The sequence below is a fragment of the Nostoc sp. EspVER01 genome (genome assembly GCF_034530635.1).
Classification (GTDB): domain Bacteria; phylum Cyanobacteriota; class Cyanobacteriia; order Cyanobacteriales; family Nostocaceae; genus Nostoc.
Genome location: NZ_JAVRCS010000054.1, coordinates 15524 through 35683, shown reverse-complemented (window position 1 = coordinate 35683; position 20160 = coordinate 15524). Strand labels below are relative to the sequence as shown.

Annotated in this window: 15 protein-coding genes; 8 read left to right on the top strand and 7 right to left on the bottom strand. The window is 40.9% G+C overall.

Translation table 11 applies throughout. The annotated features are described in order from the left end of the window. Positions 1–270 precede the first annotated feature (270 nt). From RMX69_RS27415 to RMX69_RS27405, 3 genes are all read left to right on the top strand, one after another. On the top strand, positions 271–693 hold the full coding sequence (locus RMX69_RS27415) for a hypothetical protein (protein WP_289795505.1): 423 nt from the start codon (positions 271–273) through the stop codon (positions 691–693). A gap of 677 nt (positions 694–1370) precedes the next feature. Then, positions 1371–2186 carry a hypothetical protein gene (locus RMX69_RS27410; RefSeq protein WP_322639297.1) on the top strand — a complete coding sequence of 272 codons (816 nt, stop codon included), beginning with the start codon at positions 1371–1373 and terminating at the stop codon, positions 2184–2186. A gap of 126 nt (positions 2187–2312) precedes the next feature. Then, complete coding sequence (locus RMX69_RS27405; protein ID WP_289795503.1) at positions 2313–2471, top strand: hypothetical protein; 159 nt, start codon at positions 2313–2315, stop codon at positions 2469–2471. A gap of 160 nt (positions 2472–2631) precedes the next feature. On the opposite strand, the gene bchB is transcribed toward RMX69_RS27405, so the two are convergent. Then, positions 2632–4158: a ferredoxin:protochlorophyllide reductase (ATP-dependent) subunit B gene (bchB, locus tag RMX69_RS27400; protein WP_179073504.1), complete on the bottom strand. Its 1527-nt coding sequence runs from the start codon at positions 4156–4158 to the stop codon at positions 2632–2634. 533 nt (positions 4159–4691) lie between these two features. Between bchB and RMX69_RS27395 the strand changes: the two genes are divergently transcribed. After that, positions 4692–5336: a Uma2 family endonuclease gene (locus tag RMX69_RS27395; protein ID WP_322639296.1), complete on the top strand. Its 645-nt coding sequence runs from the start codon at positions 4692–4694 to the stop codon at positions 5334–5336. A gap of 287 nt (positions 5337–5623) precedes the next feature. Here the strand turns inward: RMX69_RS27395 and RMX69_RS27390 are convergent, their stop codons facing one another. The 4 genes from RMX69_RS27390 to RMX69_RS27375 form a co-directional block, all read right to left on the bottom strand. Next, positions 5624–6001, bottom strand: a complete 378-nt coding sequence (locus RMX69_RS27390) for a DUF2358 domain-containing protein (RefSeq protein WP_322639295.1) — start codon at positions 5999–6001, stop codon at positions 5624–5626. 53 nt (positions 6002–6054) lie between these two features. Beyond that, the gene (locus RMX69_RS27385) at positions 6055–6618 is read right to left on the bottom strand and encodes a hypothetical protein (RefSeq protein ID WP_289795494.1); all 564 of its coding nucleotides are present in this window, start codon (positions 6616–6618) and stop codon (positions 6055–6057) included. 270 nt (positions 6619–6888) lie between these two features. Then, positions 6889–7563 (bottom strand): HupE/UreJ family protein, encoded by a 675-nt coding sequence (locus RMX69_RS27380; RefSeq protein ID WP_322639294.1) that lies wholly within the window; start codon positions 7561–7563, stop codon positions 6889–6891. Positions 7564–7797: 234 nt separating this feature from the next. Beyond that, on the bottom strand, positions 7798–8613 hold the full coding sequence (locus RMX69_RS27375) for an SGNH/GDSL hydrolase family protein (RefSeq protein ID WP_322639293.1): 816 nt from the start codon (positions 8611–8613) through the stop codon (positions 7798–7800). Between the two features lie 655 nt (positions 8614–9268). Here RMX69_RS27375 and RMX69_RS27370 point away from each other — a divergent pair. The 4 genes from RMX69_RS27370 (at position 9269) to RMX69_RS27355 (ending at position 16375) form a co-directional block, all read left to right on the top strand. Continuing rightward, positions 9269–10654 carry a hypothetical protein gene (locus RMX69_RS27370; RefSeq protein WP_322639292.1) on the top strand — a complete coding sequence of 462 codons (1386 nt, stop codon included), beginning with the start codon at positions 9269–9271 and terminating at the stop codon, positions 10652–10654. Between the two features lie 582 nt (positions 10655–11236). Beyond that, on the top strand, positions 11237–11518 hold the full coding sequence (locus tag RMX69_RS27365; protein ID WP_094350381.1) for a hypothetical protein: 282 nt from the start codon (positions 11237–11239) through the stop codon (positions 11516–11518). Between the two features lie 104 nt (positions 11519–11622). After that, positions 11623–12795 carry a TRC40/GET3/ArsA family transport-energizing ATPase gene (locus tag RMX69_RS27360; RefSeq protein WP_322639291.1) on the top strand — a complete coding sequence of 391 codons (1173 nt, stop codon included), beginning with the start codon at positions 11623–11625 and terminating at the stop codon, positions 12793–12795. A gap of 271 nt (positions 12796–13066) precedes the next feature. Then, entirely contained in the window at positions 13067–16375 is a 3309-nt protein-coding gene (locus tag RMX69_RS27355; RefSeq protein WP_289795489.1) for a GAF domain-containing protein, read from the top strand. A gap of 747 nt (positions 16376–17122) precedes the next feature. Here the strand turns inward: RMX69_RS27355 and dnaN are convergent. Continuing rightward, positions 17123–18286 carry a DNA polymerase III subunit beta gene (gene dnaN / locus RMX69_RS27350; RefSeq protein WP_322639290.1) on the bottom strand — a complete coding sequence of 388 codons (1164 nt, stop codon included), beginning with the start codon at positions 18284–18286 and terminating at the stop codon, positions 17123–17125. A 518-nt stretch (positions 18287–18804) separates the two neighbouring features. Continuing rightward, entirely contained in the window at positions 18805–20007 is a 1203-nt protein-coding gene (locus RMX69_RS27345) for an FAD-dependent oxidoreductase (RefSeq protein ID WP_289795488.1), read from the bottom strand. Between the last annotated feature and the right edge of the window lie 153 nt (positions 20008–20160).

The window sequence follows — 20160 nt, the reverse complement described above, 5'->3', positions numbered from 1 at the left end:
TAATTCTCTGCCTTGCCCTTCTTTACTTCCTCAATATTAGACCTGAATCCTTACGTAAAACTTTTACCCCAGTAGCACGGTAACTTCTCAAGCTGATTGGAGGTAAAATAAACAACAACTTTTAAAATAAGTTCAATCTGCTTTATAAACCCTTTGCTTTTAGTTGCGAATGTAGGAAATATGGCTTTGTACTTTTTCATTTTTCCGTGTGTTTGTTTCATCACTGGCTATTTTTTATTCAAAAATAGAAATAATGAAATCTCACATTTAGTGACTGTATTTGCAGCTATCAGCCTGATTGTGGGTTTAATGTTAGCTCCTTGGCAGATTTTACTTCTACTATTAACTCTTATTCTTATCAGTACAAGCTACGAGTATTATACAAGCAAAGTAGTCAGCAGGGAAACACAATATACACAACAGCCAGTTCCCAAATCGGAACCAGATTATCACTTAATCTACCGTGGAGCTTCCTATCGTCATGACCTCAATGGCAAATTAGATGGGGAAATCACACCATCAGTAACCCATAAGTTGAGCTTTCGAGGATGTACTTATTTTGTTAGCGCCGATATTAATGCCCAATCGACTGGAATCATTACACCACAAGCAACTCATAAGTTGAGCTTTCGGGGAAGCACCTATTCTATAAATAGAACTACACACAGAGATATTAAAGAGCAAGGTAGTTAGAAACTTGGTGCAAGTCTCTGAAAGTTTACATTTTATTGGCTCATACCTTCCAAATCCAAGAGGCGATGTCTACAATAGGCTATGACGATCGCTAATACTACACTATCAATGAGGTACTAAGTGATTTCTCACAAAGAATATACCCAGGTTGACGAGTTTCGACTTCGCTCAACTCTCGATCCTTTAGTTGGTTGAGCGGAGTCGAAACCAACGGCGACGGTAGATTTATTAACGGAAATTGCCTTAGTGCTATTTATGCCAAATTCTGCTGTAGCACCTACAATTTAATGTAATTATAAGACTTCATGCCCAGCAATATGCGATACCAGTGTAGAGCCTAGCAGCGATCGCACATCCTCGACTATTGTTTACTGAACTCAATACTGTTTAATTATGCGATCGCTATAAATCATAACCATTTTAAGAAATACCTAATACATATACTTTGATAAATGGTATTGATATATGGCTTTGTCAAGATTCCTAGACGGACAAATAATGTTAAAAAATAAGAAAATATTCTCGAAACTACTGTTGACAAAGTTTATTTTTTATATGAGGGGAGTGGAACTTCCTTGGTAAAAGAGATATCTAGTTAGTTTGATTCTTAACTATTCACTCCTTGGGGAGGCGGTTAGTCTCCAGAAATAGACAACATATTTTTAACCTGTAAAATTATGTGGAAATCAAAGTTAATATTTAGATTAGTACTGTCGGCTGCGGCGATCGCCACTAGTGTGCAACTAAATTCAGCGAGTGACTATGCTATGGCTCAAAATGCATCTTCCACTCCAACTGTTGAATCTGGGCAACAAAATCAAGCTTTAGAAGATGCCAAGGTTGCTATGGCAGGGGTTGGCATAGGAGCGATCGCAGGCTTACTCATTTCTGGTTTATGGTATCAGAAACGTCGTTACCAAAAAATCCAGTCACGTGCCAAAATAAACCGCTTTCGTGAAGAGTTTCTCTGCGGCTCTTTAGCAGATTATTACTTATCTAATTCTAAAGCAAATTCTTCACCTACAAATTCTCGGAAAACTTTACCAACACCCACTAAAGAAGAATCCCCTACTTCTGAGGAAACTTTAGTAACGCCAACTAAAGAAGAAATATCCGATCCCTCTACTTCTGAAACAAATAATCTAGCAGCAGAACCTACGCCAGCTACAGCATCTAATTTCTTATCTGACTCCTACCACAAGTTAATCGAGGAAATTGTTAATACCGCCCTCAATGGTCAAATCAGTTCTAAAGAGTATATATATCGCCAATTAGTAGAAATTGTGAGTAGTGGTAATGGTGAAATCTTTGAACGCTGTTTGAGCGATCGCTTGCATTCTACCCAATCTGAACTACATAAAGTAATAAATTCTCCGAGTTTATTCCAAAAAGAGACTCCTGAGTTAAAGAAAGCCCGTTTAAATCGTACTTTGAAGGTATTACAAAGTATTCAAGAGGAATGGGAAAGAGTCCAAAAACAAAAACTAAATTAAGCTTTAGTTAACCCAACTGTGCAACAAATTCTCACGGACTGAAAAGCAAGAAGCTTTTCAGTCTTGTTACAAAACCGAACTAACATTATTAAATTTAATCGTTTCGCTGGAACATCAGCGAAACGATTGACGTTATCTCAATCATTTAAACAGGAAAGTATCTCCGAATTCGATCCAATTTTACCTTTACTAGGTACATTGAAATTTGATAAATCTGATGTAGGAGAAAACCACGATCAATATCTCCAGCAAACTTTGCAGCAGGAGTTAATAATTGACGAATAAAGTCTTTATAGATACATCTGGGTGGGCTAATTTATTTATTGCAACTGAATCCTACCATGAACAAGCTGGCTTTATTCGTATGCTGAAGTCAGAATAAGTAATAATAAAAGGCATTCCTTAAGATATGCCCTTTATTATTAAAAATCTCTAACCCGTTAACCTACGCTCCAACAGCTTCCTTCGCGGCGTACAACACCTCAGCATTGATTTCTTTGAAACCGCGATCGCGCGCAAATTTTTCAGTATTACGCTTCACTTTGCCGCGAACAAATCCCGGAATCTTATTCAATTCTGCTTGACCATCTTTTGTCCAATTCAAATCAGAATCAGCAGAAATTCCTCTAGTAATAACTTCTTTGGTATCATGACCACCGAAGATTTCTAACAGGTGATCTTCCATTCCCAAAGTGAAGGAATTGTAGATCAAATCTGTAATCTGATTCGTCCCTTCATAACCCATAAATGGTTTGTAACCAATGGGGAAGTTTTGGACGTGGATTGGTGCAGCAATTACGCCACAGGGAATATCTAAGCGTTTACCAACGTGGCGTTCCATTTGCGTGCCGAAAATGGCAGAGGGTTCGACACGAGCGATCGCATCCCCAATTTCCCCATGATCTTCAGAAATTAGCACTTCATCGCAATACTCGCTAACTTGTTCGCGGAACCAATCGGCATCATATTTACAATAAGTACCAGCCCAAACAACATGAATCCCCATTTCTCGCGCCAGAATCTTGGTAATAGCGGCGGCGTGCGTGTTGTCGCCAAAAACTACAGCTTTTTTGCCAGTCAAGTTTTGACAGTCAATGGAACGGGAGAACCAAGCAGCCTGAGATACATGCAAGGTTTGCTCATTGATGAAGTTTTCGTAGTCAACTTCTGCACCTTGAGCGTTAATTACCTGCTGAATCTTGCGAATACAACGGGCAGTTTCCACTACACCCATTGGAGTAATGTCTATATAAGGTGTGCCAAATTGTTCTTCCAGGTAACGAGCTGTAGTCAAACCGAGTTCGCGGTAAGGCACCAAGTTAAACCAGGCTTGGGACATCTTTTTCAAGTCATTTACCGAAGCACCTTCAGGAATTAAGGTATTTACCTCAATTCCCAAGTCAGCCATCAGCCGTTTGAGTTCGGTGCAGTCGTGATTATTGTGGAAACCGAGGGTGGTAGTACCGATAATGTTAACCGAGGGTTTTGCTGTTTTCCCCTCAGCCAATTCGCCGCGCTTCCGAGCTTTTTCAATGTAGTATTGGACGATTTGATCCAAAGTGCGATCGGCGGCTTGTAGTTCGTTGTAGCGGTAATGGTTCACATCCGCCAGCATTACATCTCCTTTCGCTTCCAACTGCGCCCGTTCGACAAAATTGTGCAAATCCTCTTGCAAAATGCTGGAGGTGCAGGTGGGAGTTAACACAATCAAATCTGGGTGTTCTTCGGCATCCTTGCGGACGATGTTATCTACTACCTTTTCTTGGGAGCCGCGTGCCAAAACGTTGCGATCGACGACACTGGTTGTCACCGGAGTAAAATCCCTCTCCCGCGATAGCATAGAGCGCATGACGTTAAAGTAGTCATCGCCAATGGGGGCGTGCATGATCGCATGAACATTTTTAAAAGAACTAGCGATTCGCAGAGTGCCGATGTGGGCTGGGCCAGCATACATCCAGTAAGCCAATTTCATGTTTGTGTCTCCCTTTTAAACTCAAATAACTAAGTAAGTGGGCGTAAAAAATATAAGATAGAGCTTACCACCAACCCCTTCGGTGCGTAGTTTACCTCCGTAGGCATCGCCCAGCGTGTCGTTGCTAGAGAAGGGGAGAGGTTTGGAGAGAGGTATTATCTTTAATTCAGCCCATTTACTTATAAGTGCTTGATTATTAAATCGTTTCTGATTTTCTCAAACCTGCTGGCTGAAAAAAAATAAGGTTTGTTGCGGGTTTTAGGTGAGGCTATATGGCTGGAACCTTTTTACTGCTTGGGATACAGCTATCAATTTCAACAACATTTCTGTTGGTTTTGTAAAAAAATCTTAATGTTTCACTAAATTAGACCTAACAAAAACAGCCCCTTCCCTACTAGCCTTGGAGAGTAAAATTCAAAGCCTCTCTCCTTTTAGGAGAGAGGTCAGAAGTCCTTCATTCCCTAGTCGGCAGCGTTTTTACCTAATTCGCTAAGATGTACACAAGCTCATTTTCACAACAATTATGGTGAAATATGGTGAAAACACCCTCCCAGATTTGGACAATTCCTCCTTTGGAAAATGGCGACAAACTCACCCGCTACGAATTTGAGCGTCGCTACAATGCCACCCCTAACCTGAAAAAAGCTGAATTAATCGAAGGGATTGTCTATCTTATGCCAGCTGCTCTGCGTTTCCGAAGTCACGGTCAACCGCATGGTTGGATTTTGACATGCCTTGGTACTTACGAAGCTGCAACTCCTGGTGTAGCGTTGGGAGTTGAACCTACCGTCCGCTTAGACTTAGATAACGAACCTCAACCCGATGCTGTTCTGTTGATTGAACCGGAAGCAGGTGGTCAAACGCGGCTGAGTGAAGATGATTATATTGAAGGTGCGCCAGAGTTAGTTGTGGAAATTGCTGCTAGTAGTGCGGCTATCGATCTTCATGGCAAAAAACAGGCTTATCGTCGCAACGGTGTCAAAGAATATATTGTTTGGCAAGTTTTAGACCAAAAATTGACTTGGTTTTCTCTGGAACAGGGTGAATATGTGGAATTAATACCTGACAATGAAGGCATTTTGCGAAGTCGGGTATTTTCAGGGTTGTGGTTAGCGGCGACAGAATTATTAGCAGGTAATATGCAGGGTGTGTTGAAGGTTTTACAAGCAGGTTTGTAGTCTGCTGAACATGAGGATTTTATCAAGAAATTGGGTAGTGATTAACCCTTTCTAAATAGGGAAAGTATCTTATACAAATTCTGTAGTATATAGTTAATTCAGCAGATATTTCAGGATTTTTTGTACCCATCATAATAATTAATGGCTTTCGTTGTTACATCATAGTGTGATAGGAAGACTTAAGTCCTGATTTTGTTTGCGTAGTATCTCGTCAGAGAGGACTAAAGTCCTCACTACAAACCATGAAGATTTTGACGGTAATTATATTATTTTAATTATCCACTTTTTCAAGAGAAAAAATGCTGCTTCACCACATCTAAGCGTGAACAGTTCCAATAATCGATATGGGAAATAATCAAACCATCAGAGTTAAGACCTAATTCACTCCAACCAGGAATAGAGATCCGTGGCTTCCAGGGAAGAGGAGTATTCCAACTGAGTGTCCACTCAGCTTTTATTGTGTCTCCTAAACGTTGAATATTATGTAAGTCCATCTTGGGATTTAAAAACCAAGTTTGGATAAAATTAATCATTTCTTTGTAACGTTTAACACCACGAAATTTATTCAGCGGGTCTTGAAAATAAACTTCTGGGGCATAAATGCTGTAAGTTTGATTAATTGGGAATCTTTGATAGTCTTCTTTGAGTATTTTAATGATATCCATGATAAATAAATATATCTGTAAATTGGTTTAATATCAAAACTTAAAAATAGAAATTAACCCTCATTCCATAAACGTTCTAACTGACGCCGCCAAGCAGTTAGGACTTCTTCTCGCCCTTGTGAAGTTTGATTTATTTCGCCCATCATTCCTTCAGCGTAAAAACGTTCTAAGCTTTGCATGGTAGCTTGCAGAGATTGTCCTTGCTGTTTTGCTGCCTGAATAATTTGCCGGATGCGGCTTTCAACTAGTTGATTAAAGACATTATCTAATCTAGCCTGATGTAGAGATACAAGTCGGTTGATTGCATTGGACAAATCTGCACTCACTAAAGTATCACTGTGATGTTGAAATACTCCCCAAATTACCCCTTCATACAAAGCGTAACGTACTTCTTGAGTATCATCAAAGTTGGCTTCTAGAAACTGTTCTAAAAAGGGTTGGGCTTCTTGGATGGGCAGAATAGGCAGTAAAACTCGCAGCCAAGTATTATCTTCGGAAAGCAGCACCAACAGCCGAAAAGTAGAAGTGTCTACTTGCCACGATCCGGGAGCAGTCGTAGCAACAGCCGATGTGTCAAATAACTCTGTGAGCGTACCCGCAATTTCTTCAGGTGTCATAACCTTATATTTATATCTAGCCTCTAGATTAGCGCAGAGGTGCATCAACTTATTCACTAGAATAGACTTCTTGGCATTTGTCCGGAAAAGGGGGAAAGGTTTGTTATTTTCCCTTTCCCCTTTAACATGCACCCTTTTCCCACCTCTTGCAAAAAGAACTTTTGCAAGAGGTCTATTGCTTGTTTATCCAGTCTGAAAACACAGTGGGGGCGCACAGCTATGTGTACGCCCCCACGAATGAATGTATTCCACTGTATTGAAATATCTGATTTAAATAAGCGAATTGCTCAAAAATACGATGCCGATCGCACACAAAGCAAAACCAGCAAGGCTGATTTTCCAGGGTAAAATTCGGTTTATTTCTCCCATACCCATCCCAACACCAATTTCTCTAGAACTCATGGCAACGGCAAATAGAGTTAAGGTAATACCTAGTATATAGGCAACTACTGATATCGTTCCTGCACTAACAATAGATTCAGCATTAGCGTAACCCTGAAATAAACCAGCACTGATGCCCATCAGAGCAAGCACCAGAAAGTTTAGTTGATTTGGCATCATCAGCATAGTACCAAAAACAATGGTAGAAATGGCGATCGCTATTTCTGTGCCTGGTAAATTTAGCTGAAATATATGAATTACAATGCCCAAAACTGTTGCCAAGACAAAACATCCAGCGATCGCAGCACCACGAACAAACACAGATGAGAGTAAGCCAATTGCAACAATACCAACTAAACAATTTAAACTAATTACTGGATCTGCCAATCCCCAGACAAAGGCTTCCCAGGCGTTAGAGATGTTATGGTCAAATGGTGTTCCACTCAATGAACTCAGTAAGCTAATTAAAATTAAAGCTGCGATCGCCCCAACATGGCAATCCATCAACTTTGAGGTCTTAAGTTCCCCCCAAGCACGGGATTCTGATAATTGAGTCTTGAACATCGCTATATACCAAATTAGTTTTTAGGTAATTTATACTACCCACCTACCCCAAAAAACTAACGTGGTAATTACCCTAAATCGTACTACCTTCATAAAGTTATGTAAAGCCGCAGTTGTAGAAAAAGCACTGAATACAGCAATTCGAGCAATCTCTTAGGCTAGTAGATAAAAAACTTTGCAATTAAGTGCATATTTTCTTTTTTATAAATTCGCTAATTAAATATATATAAAAGGTTATCTTGATATTTTTATGACGATGCTATCAACCAAATTTTTAATGATTTGGGCATCTGTTTTACTTAAACTTTCCAACTCAATTCTATTGTTTTCTTGTGGGTTACTAGAATCGCAACTATATATACGACGACTCAAGCCTACGGGACTATTCTCGTAAAATGTTGTATAGAATACACACGCTGCGACATACGATCCAATCGGACTAGGGTGGCTTTTATCGGAACTGTAAAGGTTTAATTTCGGATTTGCTTCTTGAACTTTTTGCCAAGCTATTCCCACAGGTGCAACTTTAGCTTTCAGTTCTTGAGCAATGTTCATGTAAGCATCAGTCAATATCTGTTGCGTTTCTGGTTGATTTTGCTTTGCCCAAGTCAAGTAAAACACTGTTTGGGAATTAACTCGCTTAATCTCAGCATCAAACAGAGTAGCGTACTTGTACATTTCCTTGGGATTAGTAATTGGTAAAGTACTTTGCTCTTGCAGTACTACGTAATCCCATCGTTTTGCTTTCAAAAGTCTGAGTGCTTTACCACGTTTCCAGTGGTTTTGAAGTGTAGCTCCACCAATCACAACCATTTCAGTTTCTAACTTTTTAGGTTCTTTTGCTGAAGCAGCCAACTGTTGTGTTAACCAAGGAAGATCGTTGAAATATGTATAGCTGTTGCCAATAAATAAAACTCTGATTACCTGCTGTTCAGCTACGGGGAAAGAATTTGTCTGAATCTGCCTTGCTAGCATTTGAAACAAGGCAATCATCAGAAAGAGGAATAAACATACATATACTATGTTGATTATATTGGTGTTGCTCATCATCTCTAAAACCTTTGCAGTATAACTTATTCTTGGACAAGATTTTTTTGGCAATAGTTCTGGTTATTGATGAGTATATGAAAGTTTTTCCCAAGATATTGCAAATTTTCCCTGCTTCGACTGGTTTGTTGTGAAGGTGGTACAACTTTGCTGGGTGACACTATATGCAATTGATAAATTTCCCTGCGCGGCTAATCTATACTCACTCTGTGCTTTATCTAAATCTTGTAACTGATCATAATTTATTTATGGTGTGAGCCGGAACTGATAAATCAATATGCACGATGTTGTGAAATTATCAGGCAGGATTTTTTTATGAACTTTTATAAAAAATTGGCTGGCTCTGCATAAAACTTGTGCGTCCAGCGTAAAGTAAACAGGTACTAGCTTGATGAATATGAATTATCGTTTACTTGATCTAGCATTGCCTAACCGTTGTTTAGAAACTACTGCTGATTATTATTCGCCAGAAATATTCTCTTAATCCCAATGGGAAAATCGTGGACAGCAGAATAATGAATAATTGCTTACCCCGAATTTTTGATTAGATACGAAAACTTTTCAAACTGCTGAAATTCTGACTTAGAAAATTCTTCTTCAAAGAGTAAGACTTTCAGGGTTTAAAACTTGATCGCACACAATCGCGGAAAATTATATTATGTCCAGACTAATTGTTTCTTTACCCCCATTCTTAGGCACTTCTGGTTCCGATCTAGTGGTGGGACAAGAGGATAACGCAATCCCAGCAATTGGAATTGAGGTTCTAAAAAACGGAGTCATCGATACTCAAGCAGGTAACGATACTATCGAGGGTAGTGGCACTGGCGGCGACGACACTGACGCTGGTGGCACAGGCACAGGCATTGCTAACAGTGGCATCATCAATGCAGGGAGTGGAGACGATACGATCTCTGGCACAGGCAGTGGTGGTTCCGGGTATAGAAACTTTCAACCTGGTACAGGAATCTCTAACACTCAGGGTGGTTACATTAATGGAGAAGACGGAAAAGATTTGATCAAGGGAACCGGAACGGGAGGTGACGGAAATGGTGGAATAGGCCTCCAAAACACTCAGGATAGCCGCATTGATGGAGGATTTGGGGATGACTCTATCGAGGGAACTGGAAGTGGAGTATTTGAGGGGAATGCTATAGGAATCTCTAACACTGAGGGCAGCAACATTAATGGACGAGAAGGGAACGATTCCATTAAGGGAACTGGAACTGGTGGAACTAGTAGTACTGGAGGAGAAGGTACAGGTATCTTCAACAGTGGTGGTAGCAACATTAATGGAGAGAAAGGAAACGATTCTATTGTTGGTATCGGCAAGGGGAGTGATGCAAGCGAAGAACCTTTTAGATCGTACTATGCGGGTAGGGGTATAGGCATCTCCAACAGCAAGGGTAGCACGATCGCTGTTGGGCAGGGAAACGACTATCTCTCTGGCACAGGCACAGGCGGTGCAGGGTTCTACGCTGATGACCCTTTTGGGCAAGGGCCAGTGGAGCTTGCACCTGGTGTAAGTATAGGCATTGTTAACAGTGGCACAATCAATTTAGGCGATGGCAACGATACCCTCATTGGCAGTGGCATTAGTCAAGGCACAGGTATTCTTAATACTGATGGCATTATTTATCAAGGGGCAGGAGATGATATCCTTACTGGCTATGGCGCCAGCGTTGGTATTCAAGGCGGCACGATTGATGGCGGAAACGGTAAAGATGAATTCAAAGCCCGTCGAATTGATGCTAACGGTAATACTGTTTTAGACCAAGAGGGTGCTATTGCCGATGTCTTGATTAAGGGTGGAGGTGGCAACGATATATTTGATGTTGGTTACGGTAATGCCACGCTCGATGGTGGATCGGGATCGGATAAGCTAATTCTGTCTAATTTCAAAAGTGATTATATTATTACGGGTACAGGCAGCCCCAACAATTACACCATTAAGCGGGATCAATTTACCTTGAATGTCTTGAATGTTGAGGAAATTGCCTTTAGTGGCGTTCCTCTACAGCAAAATGTACTTGGGACAGTGAATTAAGAATTTCCAACAAATAAATTATCCAATCTTGTGGAGTGGGATGAGGGCTTGATAACCGCAGCAGTCGGTTATCTCAAGTGCAACAAGAACACTTCACTTTTTGTAGTGCTAAAAATTACCCAAAGTTAGCACTACAAAGAGTAATATCATGTTCGCTTGATTACTTACTAAACCCGAAGAACCCCACCCCACCAAAGCTACGCTTCGTCTCCCCTCCCGAAGAGCCTATGGTGTACACACAAGTGCTTTCCACATACGTTTCAACTCTTTTATCCACATTTTTGTCAGATGTCAGAGTTAAGCTGTCATACTTACCGATATTCCGCCCAGAACTAAAGTTCAGGGCTAATAGCTGAAGTCCACTTCAGTGGACTGAATAATCAATTTAGTCCACTTAAGTGGACTTGGGCTATGAGACTCGGAATTTATTCCGAGGCGGGATGGGAACGCAGTGCGAGATTTATTAATAAAGATATGGCTGCGACAAGACTTGTGTATACACGGTAGCCCTACCGGGGATTGAAACAAAATCCCTCAATACTTTAGAGTTAATAATAAACTCAACTTCAAAGCGCGATCGCAATGACTGATAAAGAACTCAAACATCTAATTGAGAGTAATGCTAAAACAGTCCAAGCTATGTTAGATGAAATGGCGGAAGCACGACAAGAACGCCAAGAACTCCGAGAAGGAATGCTTCAAATCCAGAATGCAGTAGCACAATTAACGAATATACAAGAGAGAATAACCAATCTACTAATTTCTATTGATGGCGATCGCCCCACAATTCTTAAAAAACTCTCAGCACTGGAAACTAAGCTCGATCAGTTATTGCAGCAAAACCCAACGGATGAGTTAGGGTAAACACTCATAATAATGCCTAGACGTGTTGAAACAACATTTATTTTCCTTAAACAGTCGATAATGTAAATAAATGTAAAAAAATCTCAGGCAGGATAAAAGCATCTATGCGTGTAATTTTAATGACTGGTAAAGGCGGCGTGGGCAAAACTTCCGTCGCTGCTGCAACTGGGCTGCGTTGTGCGGAACTAGGCTATCAGACGTTGGTTTTAAGTACAGATCCCGCCCACTCCCTTGCAGACAGTTTTGATATGGAACTGGGACACGCACCCCAAAAAATCCGTCCAAATCTGTGGGGTGCTGAACTGGATGCGCTGCAAGAACTGGAGGGAAACTGGGGTGCTGTGAAACGTTATATTACCCAAGTTTTACAGGCAAGGGGTTTAGATGGCGTACAAGCGGAGGAATTGGCAATTTTACCAGGGATGGATGAGATTTTTGGTTTGGTAAGGATGAAACGCCATTACGATGAAGGTGAGTTTGATGTTTTAATTATCGACTCAGCCCCCACCGGCACAGCACTGCGTTTGCTGAGTTTACCTGAAGTCGGTGGCTGGTATATGCGCCGTTTCTACAAACCATTTCAAAACATCTCGGTAGCACTTCGACCCCTAGTTGAACCTTTGTTTAGACCAATTGCTGGTTTTTCGCTACCTGATAAAGAAGTAATGGATGCACCTTATGAGTTTTATGAACAAATTGAAGCTCTGGAAAAAGTATTAACAGATAATACTCAAACCTCAGTGCGTCTTGTCACTAATCCCGAAAAAATGGTGATTAAAGAGTCACTTCGTGCCCATGCTTATCTGAGTTTATATAACGTTGCAACAGATTTAGTCGTGGCGAATCGGATTATTCCAAGTGAAGTCCAAGATCCATTTTTCCAACGTTGGAAGGAAAGCCAGGAGCAATATCGCCGAGAAATTCATGATGATTTTCACCCTCTGCCTGTGAAAGAAGTTCCCCTATTTTCTGAGGAAATGTGTGGATTAGCTTCATTAGAACGCCTGAAAGAAACTCTTTATAAAGATGAAGATCCAACTCAGGTTTATTACAAAGAAACAACTCTTAGAGTAGTGCAAGAGGAAAACCAATACAGCTTAGAACTTTACTTACCGGGTATTCCTAAAGACCAAGTTCAACTCAGTAAAACTGGAGACGAATTAAACATTACTATTGGCAACCATCGTCGTAACTTAGTTTTGCCACAAGCCTTAGCAGCACTACAACCAGCCGGAGCAAAGATGGAAAATGACTATCTAAAAATCCGCTTTGCTTAGAACACACGAGTTTAATTTTGTTGAACATTAGTCTGTCAACAAAAAGTTAAAACTAAAAAGCAAGAAATTTCTCTTGTAGCTAGTACAGACGCAATCTTTTTAGCGTCTGTTTTTATGATATTTTGGTGAATTTTAATAAAAGCCAAAAAAATATTTTTATTAATGATTTGACCGTAGTTTTACTGAAGACAAAATGATGAAATAAATTTCACAATGTCTTTAGATTTAATTATGCCAGTTTTCAAATTATTAATTTATTTTGCTATAAACAATGACCTCTAATCCTGAACAAGATTTGCCCTTATGTAGCGATGAAGAAAGTTTACTACGCCGCATTACAAACCGTATCCGACGCAGCTTAGAGTTAGAAGAAATTATCACAGTGACAACAGCAGAAGTGCGATCGCTATTAAAAACTGATCGAGTGATGATTTACAAATTTCATCCCGATGGTAGTGGTCAAGTGATAGCTGAATCGATTAATAAAAATTGTTTGCCGTCGCTACTGGGGTTAAATTTTCCCTACGATGACATCCCATCCGATGCCCGTGAACTATTTATCAAATCACGGGTGCGTTCTGTTGTGAATGTTGAGACTAAAGAGATTGGTCAAATTCACCTGTGTGACTTGGATAATGGAGAAACTATCTCAGAGGAGATCCATTACCGCCCTGTAGACCCATGCCATATTGAATATTTGACGGCAATGGGGGTAAAATCTTCTGTAGTAGCGCCTATTCTCTATCAAGAGCAACTTTGGGGGTTGCTAGTTTCTCATAATTCTGAAGCGCGTTTGATTTCAGAATATGAGCTAGAAGCAATACAAATGGTAGTCGAGCAGCTGTCAATAGCGATCGCTCAAAGTACCCTTCACACTCAAGTTCGCAAAACAGCCGAACGAGAAGCGATCGTTAACCGCATTGCTACCCTACTACATTCACTACCAACAATTGTCTTACAGCCAGCCCTAGAAGCGGCTGTTGCTGCCTTTGACGGTGTTGGTGGCAGGCTTTGCATTAGAAATGAAGCTCTTGATTTCCACAATGGCAACGTCACCAGCTTAACAGAATGCTTAATACCAGGAAATACTTGTATCAAGCTTTATATCTGTGGACAGCAACCTGTAATGCCAGAACAAACTATATATCCACTGATCGAGCAGTATAGTGTCTGGCAAGAATACTACAAGTCTAGTAAATACGATGTTTGGGCGATTTCAGATATATATAACACTCCTGGCTTGCGAAGTTTACAAGTCGCTTTTCAACCAACTAAAATTCGCAGCGTGTTGATGATCCCACTCCAGTATCGTCAGCAGTTGTTGGGCTACTTAAGTATTTTCCGCAATGAAGTAGACATAGAAACTTTATGGGCGGGGCAGCATGAGAGCGATCAAAGACAACTGTACCCCCGACGATCCTTTGAGGTTTGGCGCGAATCTAAAACAGCACAAGCTCAAAAATGGACAATTGAAGAGATTGAACTGGCTAGAAATCTTGGTAAACATTTTGCTTCAGCAATCCAGCAGTATGAATTATACCAACAAGTGCAAACCTTCAATGAAAATTTAGAAAAACAAGTTAGAAGACGCACCGCTGAGTTACAACGCACAGCTGAACAAGAACAAGCTGTGTTTAAAGTTATTGCTGAGATTCGAGAATCTTTAGACACAAATACGATTTTTCAGACGACAACTAAAGAAGTTTGTCAATTAATCAAAGCCGATCGCGTTTCTGTTTATCGTTTCGATTCTAGTTGGGGTGGTGAATTTGTCGGGGATTTCGAGGCTGCTAGTCCATACTGGTCGAATGAGTCGGAACTGGGTATTAATACAATTTGGAATGACACCTATTTACAAGATACAGAAGGAGGACGTTACCGCCACAATGAAACATTTGCAGTCGATGACATTTACAAGATGGGGTTTACTCAGTGTCATATCGACAATCTAGAGCAGTTTCAAATTCACGCTTTTGTGCTTGCGCCGATTTTTGTTGGGCAAAAACTTTGGGGTTTGCTGGCAACTTATCAACACACTGGCCCCCGGCAATGGAAAACTTCTGAAGTCAATTTTCTCAGTCAGATTGCGGCTCAAATGGGCGTAGCACTTCAGCAAGCTGATTTACTCACTCAGACACAACAGCAGACATTAGATTTGCAACAAGCAGCAGAACAACAACGGGTATTGTTTGAAGTTGTGGCGAAAGTTAGGGAATCTCTCGATCTAGATGCGATTTTTCAGACAACTACTCAAGAAATTTGTAAATCATTACAAGCAGATCGAGTTGCAGTCTACCGATTCGAGGCTGATTGGAGTGGTGAATATATCGCCGAGTTTGTGGGTGATAGTTGGATAAAGTTAGTAAATTCTAATACTAATACAGTTTGGCAAGATAGCTATTTACAGGAAACCCAAGGTGGGCGATATCGTCACAATGAAACCTTTGCAGTTGATGATATCTATGAAGTTGGCCACTCTCAATGCCACGTTGCAGTTTTAGAGCAAATTCAAGCAAGAGCTTATGCGATCGCACCTATATTTATCGGGCAACAGCTATGGGGCTTATTAGCAGCTTACCAGAATTCTGCACCCCGCCATTGGGAAGCTTCGGAAATTAAGTTTATTACTCAAATTGCCAATCAGCTTGGGGTTGCACTCCAACAAGCGCAATTACATAATCAAACCAAAGAGCAGACTCAAAAGCTGGCTCAAGCTTTGCATGATTTACAGCAAACTCAAACCCAACTGATCCAAACTGAGAAAATGTCCTCATTAGGTCAATTGGTAGCTGGTGTAGCTCACGAAATTAATAACCCGGTGAACTTCATTTATGGCAACATCAATCATGTCAACGATTACACTAAAGATTTACTTGGTATATTAGACCTCTATTTGCAAAATGCTCCCAACCCTAGCTCTGAGATTCGCGATCGCGCACTTGATATCGACTTAGAATTTATCATTGAGGATTTGCCCAAAACTCTATCTTCCATGAAAATTGGGGTCGATCGCATCCGGCAGATTGTCTTAGGTTTACGGAATTTCTCTCGCCTTGACGAAGCAGAAAAAAAACCAGTTGATATTCATGAGGGCATTGATAGCACCTTGCTAATTTTGCAGCATCGCTTGAAAGCAAAACCAGAAAGTCCAGCGATTCAATTAGTCAAAGAATATACTAACCTTCCTTTAGTAGAGTGTTATGCTGGGCCGCTAAATCAGGTATTTATGAATGTTTTAAGCAATGCGATCGATGCTTTAGAAGATTACACACAATCTCAATCAAAATCTCATAGCAGTCAAATTACTATCCGTACTGCTCTTGGAGAACTTGAAGGCAATATCAAGAGCGTAGTAGTTCGCATTGCAGACAATGGGCCAGGAATACCCGAAGCTTTCAGAGCAAGAATTTGCGATCCATTTTTCACAACTAAGCCAGTGGGAAAAGGCACTGGCTTGGGTTTATCAATTAGTTACCAGATTATTGTAGATAAACATGGTGGTGTGTTGAAATGTGATTCTCAGCCGGGGTTAGGTACAGAATTTTGGATTGAAATTCCGATTAAACAAATTCGTCATTAGTCATATCATGTTCGCTTGATTGCTTATTAAACCCGAAGAACCCCACCCCGCCAAAGCTGTGCTTTGTCTCCTCCCCGCCTGCGGGGAGGGGGTTGGGGGTGGGGTTATTTTATTATGGGTAATTTGCCGGACATGATATCATTTGTCATTGGCAAAGACTTTTACCTTTAGCTAAACCGTATTGCTCGATCTCTGACTTTTTGAAGAAGTTGGGGATCTAAATCAGGGTTAAAAGACATTTCATTCTAGAGTAATATCATGTCCGCATAATTATTTATTCTAATCACAGTCATTGCACCCCACACGCCAGATACTCCACTTGGGGAGACCCCATCGCCCTTGGCGTCTAAGACCGCACTGGCTCCCCTTAATCCCCTCTCCCCGCTCTTCGGGACTACGGTGTACACACAAGTCGAAAAATCCTCTACAGTGAAACTGTCACGCCCACCCATATCCCGCCCAGAACTGAAGTTCAGGGCTGATAGCGAAACTCCACTGAAAGTGGACTAAATAATTAATTCAGTCCACTTTCAGTGGACTTGGGCTATGAGACTCGGAATTCATTCCGAGGCGGGATCAAAACACAGTGCGAGATTCATTAATAAAGAAAGATATAGACTTGTGTGTACACCGTAGGCTCTTCGGGAGGGGAGACAAAGCGTAGCTTTGGCGGGGGTGGGGTTCTTTGGGTTTAATAAGCAATCAAGCGGACACGATCTAATTGGATTTTTACTTGATAAATAACCTCTAACTTCTAAGTTGCACCGGCATAGCTAAATAGGTCATTTTCAAAGCTCCCAATGGTGTAAAAATCACTGGAGTTAAGCTTTGATTTAAATGCATTTGAATTTCTGAAGATGGTAACTCTTTTAAGCCTTCCATCAAATATTTAATGTTAAAGGCAATCTCGATATTTTCACCAGAAATTTGTGCTGGCATCGACTCTCTACCACTGCCCACATCTTGAGCTTCACAAGATAAGGTAATTTCTTGGGCTTCGCTATCAATACTGAGCTTGACAATATTATTTTTTTGATCGGCTAACACAGCAATCCGCTCCAATGTGCTGACAAATTGTCGCCGTTCAATTGTCACTTGTCGCTCAAATTGGCGCGGAATTAATTGTCGATAAGCAGGATATTGCCCTTCTAATGTGCGACTAGTCAAGCGTTGGTTTTGCCATGCAAACACAACTTGACCTTGATCGAAATATAAAGCTACGGGTTCATCTGATGAAGCGCTATGAGCTAACATTCTTTGGAGTTCGCGTAACGCTCTCGCTGGTACTGTCACTTCTAGTTGACTAGTTCCGCCTAGGGGACGCTCGTTGCTAGTTTCTACGACTGCGAGGCGATGTCCATCGGTAGCTGCAAATTCTAGGGTGTCTTGTTTAACTGTTAAATGCACACCCGTGAGTACTTGCTTGGTTTCATCAGCACTCGTAGCAAACAATGAACCGCGTAATCCTTCAATTAATGCAGTGGTGGTGAGATGGATTACTTCTGTATTTTCAATTACAGGTAGTTCGGGAAACTCTTCTGGCCCCATTGCTCGGACTTGGTAATGTCCACTCTTGGGTGTGAGTGTAACTATTAAACCTTCTCCCCCGGATGTTGCACCTGTCAAGGCTGATTCATCATCGAGAGTGATTTCGCCTTCTGGAAGACGAGAGGTGATATCTACAAGTAATTTAGCAGGAAGTGCGATCGCACCACTTTGCCATACCTCTGCGTTAAAACTGGTGCGGATTCCCAAACTGAGATCGAAGGCTGTTAAGCTTACTTGGTTAGTTTCAGCATCCGCTTGTAACAGCACATTGGCAAGTACCGGATGAGTTGGCCGTGAGGGGACTGCACGACTAACGAGTGAGAGGTTTGTACTGAGATCGCTTTGGGAGCAAACTAATTTCATAAGTCAGATGCAGCTAGTGAAAGATATCCTAACATCCTTATGTTTATAGGCGATCGCTGCTGAGTAGTAAAAAGCAACCAACAAACTTGTATCTATCAAAATCGTAGAATAATAGGTCATAATTCTTGTTTCTTTCTCACAGAGCAAGCAAAAGCGATCGCTTCTACGCTTCAAACTGTAACAATTTAAACACTTGCAACACATGTTCTTCCATGTATAAGTTTTAGGCTGGAAACTCGCTCAGGTGGACTTGTGTATACACGGTAGCCTTAAAAAGGGGGGAAAGGGTAACTCGACTTGTGTGTACACTGTAGCCGCATTTCTCACAAGCTCAAGGCGTTTGATGGAGCAGAGGAGAAGTAATGAGTAATGAGTAAAAACTTCTTACTTCTTACTCATTACTTCTCCCCGGCACTTGCGCAGGCTTTAAGAGGTGTGGTGAGAAATCCGGGTGTAGCCGCTTGCGGGGAGGGGTGCAATGACTGTGGGAATCGCAACTAAATTATCCAGACATGATATTATTCAAAGCGAAAGCGTTCCATGAAGCGGCGGTCAATCCAATCTTTGTAATGCCACAAGAGTTTGTGAGGTGGTAAAGTGAACATACCTTTTGTTGCAATAGCTCTTCCATTTCCCGTACCAATTAAACTCAAATATTGTTTCTGTGGTACATAAGGTTTGAGCGACTTACCTAATAAAATTCCCTGTAAATTCTCAAACAAAGGTTTACCTTGCTTAACAGCAAATACCCCAGCTTTCGGACGTGGATGATTTACCATTGTAGCAATATCACCAGATGCAAATACCCGCGGGTGCGTTTGAGATTGCAATGTGTCTTCTACCAAAATAAAACCTTGCTCATCAGTTCCTAGTCCAGCGTTTTTTAACCATTCGGGTGCTGATGCTTGTGTTACCCAAAAAATTTTATTGCACTCTACTGTCAAACCAGATTCACATTTAATTTCAAATACTTCTTTAGCTTCATTCTGGGTTGTAGGTGCAATTTTACACACAGTTTCTCCCAGATTTAACTTAATACCTCGGTCAGTTAAAACTTGCTGAAGTTGATGCCGCACTGATTGATGATAATTAGGCATCAGTTCTTGTCCGCGTTGGAATAAATGAATTTCTAGGTTTTGAATAGGTTGTTGAGTTTCATGCAAAATCCGATGTAAATAAGATTGCATCGATAGCGCCAATTCTACACCGCCCGCGCCACCGCCTACGATCGCAATCCTAATTGGTTCTTGAGGATTTTTACTTACGGCTGCAATTAGTTCATACCAATGCTCTAATAGCTGCGATACTGGTTTAGCTGCGATCGCATATTCTGCCGCACCTGATACAGACAGTATGGCTGGAGTGCTGCCAATATCAATAGACAGCACATCAAAATCTACCGCAAGTCCGTTAGCACAAAGAACTTTGTTGTTTTTTAAGTCAAGGTCAACTACCGTGTCAATATACAATTGTACTTGAGCAAAGTTCGCCAAGGGTTGCAAGTCAATATGGCATTCATTGTGGCTGTAAAATCCGGCAATATGTCCTGGTAACATCCCAGAGTAGGCTGTCTCTGATGCTGTGGTAATCAGTATCAAACGTACTCCTGTTAACGGTTTGATACCGAACATTTTTATAACAATAGCATGGCTGTGACCGCCACCAATTAACACCAGATTTTTAACTATTGGTTGCATATTTTGCTGAGTTGTAATAGTCATTTTTAGTTAATCAATAATTATAAATAAGTCAAGAACATCATGACGAGAGTTAATTTTAAGTGAAGACTAAAGACTGGCGAACATAAATAATGATTGGGAATGGTAAGAGTATGTATGCTTATGTCTACTTTCTCAAAAGTTATATTTTCATTT